Source organism: Qipengyuania nanhaisediminis (assembly GCF_900115585.1).
Classification (GTDB): domain Bacteria; phylum Pseudomonadota; class Alphaproteobacteria; order Sphingomonadales; family Sphingomonadaceae; genus Qipengyuania; species Qipengyuania nanhaisediminis.
Genome location: NZ_FOWZ01000003.1, coordinates 363,849 through 375,505, shown reverse-complemented (window position 1 = coordinate 375,505; position 11,657 = coordinate 363,849). Strand labels below are relative to the sequence as shown.

At 57.4% G+C, this 11,657-nt stretch carries 18 protein-coding genes; 8 read left to right on the top strand and 10 right to left on the bottom strand.

Annotated features, from left to right (window positions below):
* Positions 1-70 precede the first annotated feature (70 nt).
* Entirely contained in the window at positions 71-772 is a 702-nt protein-coding gene (locus BM173_RS10660) for a c-type cytochrome (RefSeq protein WP_090481257.1), read from the top strand.
* Here the strand turns inward: BM173_RS10660 and BM173_RS10655 are convergent.
* From BM173_RS10655 to BM173_RS10630, 5 genes are all read right to left on the bottom strand, one after another.
* Positions 696-1,346: a cytochrome b gene (locus BM173_RS10655; protein ID WP_090481255.1), complete on the bottom strand. Its 651-nt coding sequence runs from the start codon at positions 1,344-1,346 to the stop codon at positions 696-698. The genes BM173_RS10660 and BM173_RS10655 overlap by 77 nt on opposite strands.
* Positions 1,343-1,963 (bottom strand): cytochrome c oxidase assembly protein, encoded by a 621-nt coding sequence (locus BM173_RS10650; protein ID WP_425438811.1) that lies wholly within the window; start codon positions 1,961-1,963, stop codon positions 1,343-1,345. Before BM173_RS10650 ends, BM173_RS10655 begins: the two co-directional genes overlap by 4 nt.
* A 245-nt stretch (positions 1,964-2,208) precedes the next feature.
* Positions 2,209-2,676: a GtrA family protein gene (locus BM173_RS10640; RefSeq protein WP_177201872.1), complete on the bottom strand. Its 468-nt coding sequence runs from the start codon at positions 2,674-2,676 to the stop codon at positions 2,209-2,211.
* 79 nt (positions 2,677-2,755) lie between these two features.
* Positions 2,756-2,941, bottom strand: a complete 186-nt coding sequence (locus BM173_RS10635; RefSeq protein WP_090481244.1) for a DUF3008 family protein — start codon at positions 2,939-2,941, stop codon at positions 2,756-2,758.
* 56 nt (positions 2,942-2,997) lie between these two features.
* Positions 2,998-3,828, bottom strand: coding sequence for an SDR family oxidoreductase (locus tag BM173_RS10630; RefSeq protein ID WP_090481620.1), 831 nt, complete (start codon positions 3,826-3,828; stop codon positions 2,998-3,000).
* Between the two features lie 232 nt (positions 3,829-4,060).
* Here BM173_RS10630 and BM173_RS10625 point away from each other — a divergent pair, with 232 nt between their 5' ends.
* From BM173_RS10625 to BM173_RS14450, 3 genes are all read left to right on the top strand, one after another.
* Entirely contained in the window at positions 4,061-4,321 is a 261-nt protein-coding gene (locus tag BM173_RS10625) for a hypothetical protein (RefSeq protein ID WP_090481241.1), read from the top strand.
* 486 nt (positions 4,322-4,807) lie between these two features.
* Positions 4,808-5,176, top strand: a complete 369-nt coding sequence (locus BM173_RS10615) for a response regulator (RefSeq protein WP_090481236.1) — start codon at positions 4,808-4,810, stop codon at positions 5,174-5,176.
* A gap of 36 nt (positions 5,177-5,212) precedes the next feature.
* The gene (locus BM173_RS14450; protein WP_143089624.1) at positions 5,213-5,476 is read left to right on the top strand and encodes a hypothetical protein; all 264 of its coding nucleotides are present in this window, start codon (positions 5,213-5,215) and stop codon (positions 5,474-5,476) included.
* On the opposite strand, the gene BM173_RS10610 is transcribed toward BM173_RS14450, so the two are convergent.
* The 3 genes from BM173_RS10610 to BM173_RS10600 all read right to left on the bottom strand — a co-directional run bounded on the left by BM173_RS10610 (position 5,456) and on the right by BM173_RS10600 (position 7,852).
* Entirely contained in the window at positions 5,456-5,713 is a 258-nt protein-coding gene (locus BM173_RS10610) for a hypothetical protein (RefSeq protein WP_143089623.1), read from the bottom strand. The two genes, BM173_RS14450 and BM173_RS10610, sit on opposite strands and share 21 nt — an antisense overlap.
* Before the next feature lie 221 nt (positions 5,714-5,934).
* A complete protein-coding gene (locus tag BM173_RS10605; RefSeq protein WP_177201871.1) occupies positions 5,935-7,224 on the bottom strand; it encodes a tyrosine-type recombinase/integrase in 1,290 nt (429 codons plus the stop codon).
* Positions 7,225-7,444: 220 nt separating this feature from the next.
* Positions 7,445-7,852, bottom strand: a complete 408-nt coding sequence (locus tag BM173_RS10600; RefSeq protein ID WP_143089622.1) for a hypothetical protein — start codon at positions 7,850-7,852, stop codon at positions 7,445-7,447.
* A gap of 138 nt (positions 7,853-7,990) precedes the next feature.
* Here BM173_RS10600 and BM173_RS10595 point away from each other — a divergent pair, with 138 nt between their 5' ends.
* The 4 genes from BM173_RS10595 to accC all read left to right on the top strand — a co-directional run bounded on the left by BM173_RS10595 (position 7,991) and on the right by accC (position 10,870).
* The gene (locus BM173_RS10595; RefSeq protein ID WP_090481225.1) at positions 7,991-8,404 is read left to right on the top strand and encodes a holin family protein; all 414 of its coding nucleotides are present in this window, start codon (positions 7,991-7,993) and stop codon (positions 8,402-8,404) included.
* A 99-nt stretch (positions 8,405-8,503) separates the two neighbouring features.
* Entirely contained in the window at positions 8,504-8,938 is a 435-nt protein-coding gene (locus tag BM173_RS10590) for a type II 3-dehydroquinate dehydratase (RefSeq protein ID WP_090481222.1), read from the top strand.
* 76 nt (positions 8,939-9,014) lie between these two features.
* On the top strand, positions 9,015-9,512 hold the full coding sequence (gene accB / locus BM173_RS10585; protein ID WP_090481219.1) for an acetyl-CoA carboxylase biotin carboxyl carrier protein: 498 nt from the start codon (positions 9,015-9,017) through the stop codon (positions 9,510-9,512).
* Between the two features lie 8 nt (positions 9,513-9,520).
* Complete coding sequence (gene accC, locus BM173_RS10580) at positions 9,521-10,870, top strand: acetyl-CoA carboxylase biotin carboxylase subunit (protein WP_090481216.1); 1,350 nt, start codon at positions 9,521-9,523, stop codon at positions 10,868-10,870.
* Positions 10,871-10,873: 3 nt separating this feature from the next.
* On the opposite strand, the gene BM173_RS10575 is transcribed toward accC, so the two are convergent.
* Positions 10,874-11,122, bottom strand: a complete 249-nt coding sequence (locus BM173_RS10575; protein WP_143089621.1) for a hypothetical protein — start codon at positions 11,120-11,122, stop codon at positions 10,874-10,876.
* A 112-nt stretch (positions 11,123-11,234) separates the two neighbouring features.
* The gene (locus BM173_RS10570; protein WP_090481210.1) at positions 11,235-11,654 is read right to left on the bottom strand and encodes a GFA family protein; all 420 of its coding nucleotides are present in this window, start codon (positions 11,652-11,654) and stop codon (positions 11,235-11,237) included.
* Between the last annotated feature and the right edge of the window lie 3 nt (positions 11,655-11,657).

Genomic DNA, 11,657 nt, shown 5'->3' with positions numbered 1-11,657 from the left:
CGATGCCGATGCTCCACACTCCCCATTCCCATGGGAACCGAACAATTGCACGCTTCGTTCCCGCCAGACGATGCTTTTCCGCCCTAACCTGCCCATCGCCGCCCTTTCTCTGGTGTTGGCGTCATGCAGTCCTGCCCCGATCGACGATCCATTCGACGACACCGGCGAATTGATTGCCTTATCGGGCGGGGACGCGGGTCCGCAGGCCGCTTGCCACACTTGTCATGGGCTGGACGGCCGCGGCGACGGAGCGTTGGTGCCGAGGATAGCGGGCATGGATGCCGGATATTTGGTACGTCAGCTGGGTTTTTATGCGGACGGGCAACGTAGTCATCCTCAAATGACTTGGCTTGCAGGTCGACTAAATACCGAAGAGCGATTGGCCGTGTCAGCCTATTACGCGGCCATGGATTTTCCGGAGGACGTGCAAGAAAGCAAGGGTGGACCTGAACCCTCGTGCGAGATCGCGAAAGCATACGACATCTATCATGCAGGCTTACCCGAACGCGCTCAATCGTCTTGCGCGTCTTGCCATGGAGAAACTGGTCTCGGTTCGGGTGCTGGCAATCCAGCCTTGGTTGGTCAGAGCGCGGCGTACCACGCCGAACAATTGCTTCGCTGGCGCAACGGTGAGCGATACGGCGATGCACTGAACGTCATGCACGATGCGGCCAGCAAGCTGCGAGAGGACGAAATCAGCCCACTCGCGGCGTATATTGCGTATGGTCCGGAGCGGTCTCGTCGTCCCGAATTTCCGGAAGAATGCCCCTGACTGTATCGTCGCGATCCCAGAAATGGTGTTTCAATGCCGCAATGACATGCAGCGGCACTAGCAATGCGAGGCCGATCACGCCCAGGAAATGAAGGCTCTCCGCCCAGTCGAGCACTTGATATTGCCATGCGGGGGTAAGTGAATGAAAGGGCATCGGCGGTATTGCGACCAGTCCGGCAAGGCGCAGAGGCTGGACCGGCTGTATTGCAGACCACATCGCCCATCCGCTCAGCGGAAGTAGCGCGAACAAGCCATAGAACATGTACTGTGTGATATGTGCTGCCGTGCTCTGCCAGCCTGGCGCATCGGCGTCGTTGACCGGATCAGGGACGAATAGTCGCCAGCCAAACCTCAAAATAGCGAGGAACAAGATGGTCAGCCCCAGCTCGCTATGCAGTTCGTAGGTGGCAAGTTTGCTGGCCCCGACCGGATAGCGCGACATCATCCAACCTGAGCCGAGCTGAAAGAGCACCAGCCCTGCCATGATCCAGTGAAACCAGACACCGATCGGCGAATACTTCCCCTGCTCGGTATAGCTGACTGCCCATCTACGGATCAGGTCGTGAAGCCTCATACAGGCGCTCTGCTACCGAGCGATCGATAAAGTATCGTCAAAGCGGCAATGAGGTAGACCAAGCTCGCCGGGGCCCACATGATGATGCCCGCAATCTGCTGATCTTCCATTGGTGAGAGTCCCCACAAGCGGGTCGTTAGCCAATGCGGAGCATAATAAGCACGGTGCGCAAAGGTTAGGAGCGCGCCAAGTGTCCCCATTGCGACCATCGTCGCCAACAAGCCCGTCGCGGCCGCTGGTGCTGGCGATCGAATGACCTTGACCCACCATGCTGCTGCCGTGGCGACGATGCTGATCTGCATAAGCCAGAAAACCGCCTCGTTTCTCATGGCAAGCTCGTACAGAAAAGGTGTATGCCAGACCCAGAATGTGATGGCATGGACCACAGTCCATAAGGTCAACGAGCCAGGCAAACTCTTTTCCTCGAGCCGAAAGGCCCCAATGAGCAGTGGGGCGAACACCGCTGCCAGTATGACATCGTGAACGATGCGTACTGTAAACAAAGCGGACCCGAGCGCGCAGAAGGGGCTGATGTAAAGAAAGCAAAAGATGCCAATGAGTCCGTGTGTCGGTGCCGCCCTCAGTCTCTCGCGTTTCCAGTATGCGACCCCGACCAAGACCAGCAGAGACGCCAGCAATTCGGGTGCGAAATTCCAATGGAAAAACCAGCCCCCAGGCTCGGGAGCCTTTCCGCAATAGGGCAGCCAATCGTGCAGCAGTCGTCTCCGGTAAAGATGTGGTTCGATAAGTTATTAAATGCTCACACACCCATTGGTGTCCTGCAAACCGATGACATCAGCAGGAAGCGATCGCAACCTAACCACTATCATGGGCTGTTCTGCGCCCAGATCGGCGCAAGCAATTAGAGTTTCTTGAAGTTGAACTTTCCATTCAGGAAAAACAGCAGGAGGCCGTATACAACCGAGGCGATAAGGCGAGAGATCAGATAGTGGACTTGAACGAATTCAAGCATCAGCCAGAAAATCGCCAGCATCGAAACATAGCCTATCGCCACATTGAGGGAAAAGTAGCCGAACCCTTTCCATGTTTCGCGATCGTTTCCCGCAAAAACCCAACGTTTCTGGATGAAGTAGAAAACGACCATTGCTGGAATGAAGGCAATGGCAGCTGCTAGGAATTGCGGGAGGCCGCCCCATTCCACAAGAAGCCATAGAATTCCGAAATCGAGCGTGAAGGTAAAGGCGCTGGCCACTGTGTTGCGCCCGAACATGCGAAATTTCGTTTTCGCCTGATGTTGGTCTTCGGAGCTACTTTCGCCCAAGGTAGAGGCAGTCTGATGTGACCTGCCGCATTCTTTATCGTCGGTCATCGACAGCTTTAAGAACTCCGCGAGGGATACGTTCCCCGAGACCATCACATATTTTGGGCATCGAAAGGAGCGCTGCCTCCTATGCGCTTTTATGCTCGGGCTTCCCCTTGCGCTTGGTGCTGGCGAAGTCTTCCAATTCACTTTCGCTCATCGAGTCATACATTTCTTTTGACGCGCCTTGCAGGTCGCTTTTCTTGCTATCGCCGCGCTTGGCACTCAACGCTGCTCCTGCAGCTTTTTGTTGCGCTTTCGATTTGGCTGGCATGACTATCTCCTTCGCTGTCAGCTTCCGACGACAATTCCGCCATTAGGGTGCACGACCTAGCCTGACATATAGCTGGAGTCCTCACACGCAAGAAAAAGAAATGCTGGGGCGACTTCGTTCGGTTGCCCCGGGCGCCTCATCGGCGTGTTCTTTCCGAAATCATCCATGTCTTCGGGTGGCTGTCCGCCATATGGATTGAGCGGTGTCCAGATCGGACCAGGGGCTACCGCATTCACCAGGATACCATCGCCGACAAGATTTTCTGACAAAGATCGAGTGAAGGCCGTGATCGCGCCTTTTGTTGCTGAGTAATCGAGTAGATTGTCAGAGCCCTTGTACATTGTGACGCTAGTGCAGTTGATGATTGCGCCACCCTTTCCGAGGTGTGGCCGGGCGGCCTGTACTAGATAGAACATGGAGAAGATATTGGTTTGGAACGTACGCCGAAGCTGATCGTCGGTAATTTCCTCGACGCGCTCATCGGGATGCTGCTCGCCGGCGTTGTTCACCAGAATATCGAGGCTACCCAACTCATCGATGGTACGAGCCACGACTTCATCGGCAAACTCGCAAAAACCCAAGTCTCCCTGGATGCAGATTGCTTTCTGTCCTTCGTCCTCGACAATCTCTTTGGTCTTTTTGGCGTCTTTGCTTTCCTCGTCGGCGAGGTAGACAATGGCGACGTCAGCCCCCTCTCGCGCAAAAAGAGCAGCGACCGCCCTCCCGATCCCGCTATCTGCGCCCGTAACGATTGCGACCTTCCCTCTGAGCCGTTCGGATCCTCGGTATCGGGGCCGCCAATCCGGTTTATCATTCATATGCGCTTCGGTTCCCGGCATACGGGGTTCCTCGGCGATCTCGGGCTGGAAAGTGACCGAGTCATTCATTTCTTCAAACCTCTCTATCTGGGTTTTTCGCTTTCTGCTGGACGTTGTATTCATATAATTCCAACGGGGGTGTAAGAGTTTCTGTACTGGTTCGAGCTGTGCAGGCAGCGGGGTGAAGCGTTGTCTGGGTCCGATTAAGTTTCCCAACGCGTCGCGCATCGAAGACAGGTTTTAATCTTCGGCTCAAGCTGGCGATTTAGGTAAGCACCACACCGGTGAAAGGAGGCGTGATATGCAGGAAGGCCTTGATGATCTGGCTGCGCGCGCGCGCGACGTGGCCTCAAAGGCAGTCGCTGCGAAGGATGGCAAGCCAACAAGTCATGACGAGTTGCACAAGGCCATGATGGCTTATCGAGCTGCCGCAGTGAAATATATCGCGCATCCATCGGTGGGCGACTACGTCCGTGCAGATGCCGCGAGGTACGAAGGAGAAACGCGCGAGGCTGTCGAGAAGATAGCCTCTCTGATCGATCAGCTGAACGATCTGGATTAAGTGATTGTCTCGCGTGAGCCGGAGACCTGCGAGAGCAAGCAACGGAGGATCAGACGGGAGGCCGACGCAAAGCGTCCTTAGCCGCGGAACCTTATTCTTGCGACAAGCGTTTGGGGTCGCATGCGGAGGGCCTAACCTCACTGTTACTCAATCTGCTCCAGATGCTGTTCGTGCATCCGTTGAGTCGTTCCCAGTTGGTCAAGCGTATCCCGAGCCAGCCCGGTAGGCTGACCTTTCTCCTCCTTGTCGGCGATCAGCTGTCGTTGTCTCTCAATGAGCTTTCGACCTCGCGATACATGTCGCCGCACCATCTCAAGTTCTGATTCGCCCCTCCTCATATCGAAATCCTAGCATAGGCGGACCTTGCCCTGAACAGCGATCAGTTGCCAGAATATCACACAGTGAATTCCTCATGTGACTGACCGGAACATCCCTCATCCAAGACCTTTTATCATTTGATGTAGGAGCTGGAAAAAGGGGCGGCGCGTGACGGGTCGATTCAAAATTCTCATTGTCGAGGATGAGGCATTCATCTGCATGGATTTGGTTGACTTGTTCGAGGATGCCGGTTTCGAAACTTTGGAAGCCTTTCACGCGGAAGAGGCCTTCAAGATCATGGCCGACAGCCGCGATGGGATCGACCTACTTTTGACCGATATAAATCTCGGGCAGGGCCCGGATGGTTGGGATGTAGCTCGAAAGTCTCGTGAGTTGCTGGGCGAATTGCCCATTATTTTTGTCTCCGAGGACAGCCAATGCGACTGGGAGAAACAGTACATCTCCAAGAGTGTGATGTTCGCAAAACCGGTCCAGGGGAAAGATTTGCTAGAAGCTGTGAATGCGGCCATAAAATGAGAACCGGCGCCGCTCATGTCGTCCGGAGACAGGCCAATGAATCGCCGCACCCGCAGTCTTTCCGTTTCACCCTTCGAAGTTCTTGTCGGCCAGGCCAAAGGGTTTCAGAGCGTGATAAATAGTCAGCGCAAGCTTGTGAGAAACATGGTTCGGCAGGGCCTAGTTACCAACTCGGCTGAAGACGTGCTGGTGAATTTCGAGCAGCGATTGACTCTCACTCGGATGCGCCAGGAAATGGCTAAGATGGAACAAGCTTCGGTTTTGACGGCACATTCGCAGTCAGATGGGATCGTCGTTTAAGTGCCAAACGCCCCGACCATCCCTCATCAATTCACCCAAGAGGCGGTCGCCTTCCCACAATTTGACCTGACGAAATTTATTTTCGCCTTTTAAGAGCGGCAACGCGGCAGCTGGATTTTCTGCACCAAACTCAACCCTTTTTGGTTGACCCAGATCGTCATCGTCAAATTCAAGAACATACTGCGGCATCATCGGCATCTTCTGGGTGGGATACAAAACCCAACCCGCGTGCATCAACGCGACCTCCTAGCGAATTGCCAATGCTAACATGAACAGCGAACGCCCCCAAATACCAGGTGATGATCGGGCGCAAGTCATTCGTTCATGAAGGGCAGCTATCGGGTCGCCAGCAGGATGTCGGCTTTCACGGCCCCAAGCCCCGAAAGCGGACCGACAGCAATCGGCCCATTCCTGCCGTTGATTGTAATTTCTGAGGAATGTCATGAAGCTTGTTAGACCTAGCTTTTAGGCTCCTTGGCATCCGGAAGAAAGCCATCCCAGTCTTCAGTCAACTGGGCGAGTCTTGCGCTCCACGCTTCCAGCGCCGACCGCTTTTCATCTAACCAGTCATGCCGATGATAGACAGACGCCACCCCAGCATGTGTGACTGAAACATGATTGAGCAGTGCCTCCGTCACTTCAAAGCGCACGCCAAGCTGCTGCATGTTGGTCGCGACTGTTCGACGCAGATCATGGAAGCGCCACGGCTGCATCTCAATCGTACTGGCTGAGGCCAGCCCCTTATCCAACCGCCTCTTCATGCGCGAGAAGCCCGAGACTGGCTTTCCGTCGTGATGGAAAAACACATAGCCACGCTTCGGCCAGGCATCGCCATCACCTTCCCGATGCCTCCCCGCAAGTTCGTTGAGGCACGCCATTGCACCTGCGTTGAGAGGTACAATCTGTTCGCGACCGTTTTTCGTTCGTGCGGGAGGAATGGTCCATAGTCGCAGAGCCTTATTGAACTCAGACCAATCAGCACGCGCCACTTCGTTTCGACGCTGGCCTGTGAGAAGCAGCATGTGGATCAGGTTACCCCAAACGGGACCCATCCGCTCTGCATAGGCAGCCAGCAAAATCAGCTCATCGTGAGCAAGGATGTGATGCCTCTCACTCGGTTGCCTCGGCGGCTTCATGCCGGCAATAGGCGATTTCTCTAACGCACCTCGGTCCACTGCCCAGTTGAACATCAAGCGCATCAAAACGAACAAATTACGAGGCAGCGATGGCTTGTTTGCCGGCACCTTGTCGAGCACCGCTACAACGTCTTTACGCTTAATGGTGCCGAGGGGCTTCTTTCCCATTATCGGCACGATCCAATTGCTGAGATAACCTTTCTGGTTCTTATAATTGTTTGGTGCCCATTCGCGCTCGCCATAAAGCTCGAGGAACTGGTTGGCGAATTGCTCGAACCGACTGTGCAACTGGTCTGCGCGGCGTTCTTCTTCGGCGTCCTTTGGATCATTACCGAGTTCGATTTCAGCAAGCAGTCGCTTGGCTTCGCCTCTGGCAGCGACTGTCGTCCATGGGCTGTCGTGCTTCCCTATCGTGTAGCGTTTAGCCGGAAAGCCCCGGCCTCCCATACGGTACTGGATGACATACGATTTGGCGCCGCCTGGCGAGATACGTAAACCAAATCCTTTCAAGTCCCGATCCCAGATAAAGTACTGCTTCGCGCGCTGCTCAGCCTTGTCCACCCTCGCCTGCGTCAACTTGCCCAAACTGCGCTCCACCAAAAAAGTAATCACATAGTAAGCACACTTCGCAGAAAACCTCAATGATTTCGGTCAAATCGCTATAGTCACGAATGGACAATAATCGCTCCATCACTATGCTTTTCAACACTTTATAAGTTTTCGGTAGAATTAGAGCCGCACACTGGGGGTGTAGGGGTCGCTGGTTCGAATCCAGTCGTCCCGACCAGTGGATCACACCGGAAAATTTGGATTTACGTGGTCTTGGCCGGGATCAGCCCGGGCTGATCGCGCGGTCGCCGCCGAGTGCTGCGATCAGGCCGGTCGCATAGAGAGCGACCAGTACGCCGACGATGGCAGTGGGCGATTTCCCGGCCTCGGCGATTCCCGCACCGCAACCTGCATCATCGGCCCAGTCGAGCCAATCCTGCCAGGAATAGAGCTCGTCATCTTCCACGTCGCGATAGGTCTTGCCGACATAGCGCCAGTCTTCCGGCGCATTGCCGTCTTCCAGCCATTGGGCATATTCCGGCTCGATCCGGTCGCAATCCCACAGTTCGGGAATATCGAGCGCGCCATCCGCGGTCGAAGGGATCGGATCTGCCGGTTGCGCGACGGCACCGCCGGCGACCAGCGCCAGCACGCCCACTGCAGCGGCAAAATGTGAAAAGACCCGTTTCATCCGATGCTCCGCATCTCTTTCGACGGTGCCTGCTGTAACTCACTTGCCCTTGCGATACAATGAGACCCGCCCGGCTGTGCCGGTCCGTTTCCTACATGTTCCCATTTGGTTATCCAATTGCTTTTGGAGGAACCAAATATGGCAATCATCGAATCGCTTATCGGCCCTATCGCCTCGATCATCGACAAGATCATCCCCGACAAGGAAGCGCGCGCCAAGGCAAAGCTCGAACTTCTGGCGCTGGAAGGGACGCACGAGCTCAAATCAATCGAAGCCCGCCTCGCCGCCATAGTCGCCGAGGCCAATTCGAAGGACCCATGGACCAGCCGCGCGCGGCCCAGCTTTCTTTATGTCATGTATGCGATGATCCTGTTCGCGCTGCCGATGGGCATCTTCGCAGCCTTCCTGCCCGAGGCGGCAGGGGACATCGGAGACGGCATCACGCGCTACCTGCGTGGCCTCCCGGACGAACTCTACGCCCTCTTCGGCACCGGCTACCTCGGCTACACGGCTGCGCGCCAGTGGGGAAAGGCGAAAGAAATGGAGAAATAATTCTCCCAGGACCGTGTTCCACATGTTCCACTCTGTCGGAGGCATGCGGGGGCAATCCAACTATGTCCCTGCGCACCCGGCTGGGCTAGGAGACGCCGCATGAGCACATTCGTCTACGTCCTCAACGGCCCGAACCTGAACCTTCTCGGCACGCGTGAACCGGAGATCTACGGCTCCGACACGCTCGCCGATATCGAGGCGGCCCTACACGAGCAGGCAAAGGGTCTCGGTCTCGCAATCGACTTTCGCCAGACCAATCACGAAGGACAGTTGGTAGACTGGCTTCACGAGGCGAACAGCGCGGGCGCGAAGGCCGTCCTGCTCAATGCGGCGGCATATACCCATACCTCTATCGCCCTGCTCGATGCGTGCCGCGCCATCACGGTTCCGGTCATCGAAGTGCACCTGTCCGATCCCTCGAAACGCGAGGAATTCCGCCATGTTTCGTATGTCGGGATGGCGGCTGCCGATTGTGTCCAGGGCCTCGGCGCGCGTAGCTATGCCGTAGCGTTGGAGAAGGCCGCTGCGCTGTAACGCAATCGTCACAGCCCCTTGTCTTGCACGCCGAGCCGGAGCATAGGCGCGTGCAACAGTTAACAAGGGACCATTCATGGCCGAACGCAAAGGTAGCGCCGGGAAATCCGGTATGAACGTCGACACTTCGCTGGTTCGCGAGCTGGCTGAAATGCTCGGCGACACGGGCCTCACCGAAATCGAGGTCGAGGATGGCGATCGCAAAATCCGCGTATCGCGTGGCGGCGGCATGGCCATGGCCGCACCGGCTCCGATGGCAGCAGCGCCTGCGCCTGCAGCCGCCGCTCCGGCACCGGCTCCTGCTCCCGGCAACGATCCTGCCCCGGCTGACGCCGACGTCGCCGGTGCGCTCAAGTCGCCCATGGTCGGCACCGTCTACCTCGCCCCCGAACCGGGCGCAGCCGACTTCGTGAAGGTCGGAGACAGCGTGAAGGAAGGCCAGACCCTCCTGATTGTCGAAGCGATGAAGGTCATGAACCCGATCGCCGCCGACAAGTCGGGCACGGTCAAGGCGATCCTCGTCGAGAACGCCCAGCCCGTCGAATTCGACCAGCCGCTCGTCGTCGTCGGCTGAGGCAGGTCATGACGATTTCGCGTATCCTTATCGCCAATCGCGGCGAAATCGCGCTCCGCATCCACCGCGCCGCGCACGAGATGGGCATAGAGACGGTCGCAGTGCATTCCACCGCCGACTCCGACGCCATGCACGTGCGCCTTGCCGACCATGCGGTCTGCATCGGCCCGCCGAGCGCGACCGACAGCTACCTCAACATCGCCAACATCATCTCGGCCGCCGAAATCGCACAGGCCGATGCGATCCACCCGGGCTACGGTTTCCTGTCCGAAAACGCCAAATTCGCCGAGATCGTGGAAGCGCACGACATCAAGTGGATCGGCCCCAAGCCCGAGCACATCCGCACGATGGGCGACAAGGTCGAAGCCAAGCGCACCGCCGGCAAGCTCGGCTTGCCGCTGGTGCCCGGCAGCGACGGCGCCGTTTCCGAGATCGAGGAAGCGCGCAAGATTGCCAGCGAAATCGGCTATCCCGTGATTATCAAGGCCGCCAGCGGTGGCGGCGGGCGCGGGATGAAGGTCTGCGAAAGCGAAGACCAGCTCGAAACGCTGATGCAGCAGGCCGGTAGCGAAGCGAAGGCCGCCTTCGGCGATGCCACGGTCTACATCGAGAAATACCTCGGCAATCCGCGGCACATCGAATTCCAGGTCTTCGGCGATGGCGAAGGCAATGCCATCCATCTTGGCGAGCGCGACTGCTCGCTCCAACGCCGTCACCAGAAAGTGCTCGAAGAAGCCCCCTCCCCCGTCATCTCGGAAGAAGACCGCATGCGCATGGGCGAGGTCTGCTCCAAGGCCATGCGCGACATGGGCTATCGCGGAGCGGGCACAATCGAGTTCCTGTGGGAAAACGGCGAGTTCTACTTCATCGAGATGAACACCCGCCTCCAGGTCGAACACCCCGTGACCGAAGCGATCACCGGCGTCGACCTGGTACGCGAGCAGATCCGCATCGCGGCGGGCAAGCCGCTGTCGGTTGCGCAGGAAGATATCGAGTTCAAGGGCCACGCGATCGAGTGCCGCATCAATGCGGAAGACCCGTTCACCTTCGCGCCCAGCCCCGGCAAGGTCACTTATTACCACCCGGCAGGCGGCATGCACGTGCGCGTCGATAGCGGGCTTTATGCCGGCTATTCGATCCCGCCCTATTACGACAGCATGATCGCCAAGCTGATCGTCTACGGCCGCAACCGCGAAGGCTGCATGATGCGCCTCAAGCGCGCGCTGGAAGAAATGGTGGTCGAGGGCGTGAAGACCTCCATCCCGCTCCACCAGGCCCTGCTCGAGCAGGAAGACGTCCAGACGGGCAACTACTCGATCAAGTGGCTGGAGGACTGGTTGAAGGAGCGTGAAGTCTGAGGATCAAACCCTAGGCTCACCTCGCTCAAACCAGCGCATCAGCATTCGCCAATTCACCACTTGGACGAACGCGAAGACCATCATCGCGCCGCCGATGGCGAGCATGATTTCGAGCCGACTGCGCGGTCCCGGTGCCACGTCCTGCATCGCAGCGATACACAGCAGGAGCAACGCGAGTGCAGTAGAGAAAAGCGGATAGCAATAGAGGGCGGTGCGGCGACGGAACATGACCGGGCCACCGCGCAGCCACACTGGCAGTTTCTTTCGTCTAGGCAACCTGAGGTCGAGCCAGCAAGCATGCCCATATTGCAGCGCTAGGGCTATTATCACCAAGCCAAGCGATCCGAGGAGCGTCACTTCTAGTCTACTCGAAGGTAAAGCCCGCCGCCTTCGCTTCCGCGATGATCTCTTCGCCGGTCATCTTCGGATGCTGTCCGCCGATGCAGGTCCAGCTGGCGGCTTCGTCGACGAAGATCTCTTTCTCGACCTTCGCGCCGCTGGCGCTGTCGAACAGGCCGGCCGAAAAGCTGCGGTTGCCGGTGGGGAGGAATTTGAACCACAGGTTCGACCCGCAGGTCCTGCAGAACGCACGCTCGGCCCACTCGCTCGAGCGGTAAACGGCGACGCTATCCTCGCCGCGGATGGTGAATTGCTTGCTTTCGAGCGCGCTGTAAAAGGCCCCGCCCCAGCGGCGGCACATTGTACACTGGCAAATCTCGATCTCGCCCGAAGCGTCCGCAACTTCGATGCGGACTGCCTTGCAGAGGCAATGACCTTCGACCATCCG

What these genes read in the sequence shown, in the direction of transcription:
- BM173_RS10570 (WP_090481210.1), bottom strand. Translation starts at nt 11,654, where the DNA reads ATGGTCGAAGGTCATTGCCTCTGCAAGGCAGTCCGCATCGAAGTTGCG.
- accC (WP_090481216.1), top strand. Translation starts at nt 9,521, where the DNA reads ATGACGATTTCGCGTATCCTTATCGCCAATCGCGGCGAAATCGCGCTC.
- BM173_RS14450 (WP_143089624.1), top strand. Translation starts at nt 5,213, where the DNA reads ATGAATCGCCGCACCCGCAGTCTTTCCGTTTCACCCTTCGAAGTTCTT.
- accB (WP_090481219.1), top strand. Translation starts at nt 9,015, where the DNA reads ATGGCCGAACGCAAAGGTAGCGCCGGGAAATCCGGTATGAACGTCGAC.
- BM173_RS10630 (WP_090481620.1), bottom strand. Translation starts at nt 3,828, where the DNA reads ATGAATGACTCGGTCACTTTCCAGCCCGAGATCGCCGAGGAACCCCGT.
- BM173_RS10635 (WP_090481244.1), bottom strand. Translation starts at nt 2,941, where the DNA reads ATGCCAGCCAAATCGAAAGCGCAACAAAAAGCTGCAGGAGCAGCGTTG.
- BM173_RS10625 (WP_090481241.1), top strand. Translation starts at nt 4,061, where the DNA reads ATGCAGGAAGGCCTTGATGATCTGGCTGCGCGCGCGCGCGACGTGGCC.
- BM173_RS10595 (WP_090481225.1), top strand. Translation starts at nt 7,991, where the DNA reads ATGGCAATCATCGAATCGCTTATCGGCCCTATCGCCTCGATCATCGAC.
- BM173_RS10660 (WP_090481257.1), top strand. Translation starts at nt 71, where the DNA reads ATGCTTTTCCGCCCTAACCTGCCCATCGCCGCCCTTTCTCTGGTGTTG.
- BM173_RS10590 (WP_090481222.1), top strand. Translation starts at nt 8,504, where the DNA reads ATGAGCACATTCGTCTACGTCCTCAACGGCCCGAACCTGAACCTTCTC.
- BM173_RS10655 (WP_090481255.1), bottom strand. Translation starts at nt 1,346, where the DNA reads ATGAGGCTTCACGACCTGATCCGTAGATGGGCAGTCAGCTATACCGAG.
- BM173_RS10600 (WP_143089622.1), bottom strand. Translation starts at nt 7,852, where the DNA reads ATGAAACGGGTCTTTTCACATTTTGCCGCTGCAGTGGGCGTGCTGGCG.
- BM173_RS10640 (WP_177201872.1), bottom strand. Translation starts at nt 2,676, where the DNA reads ATGACCGACGATAAAGAATGCGGCAGGTCACATCAGACTGCCTCTACC.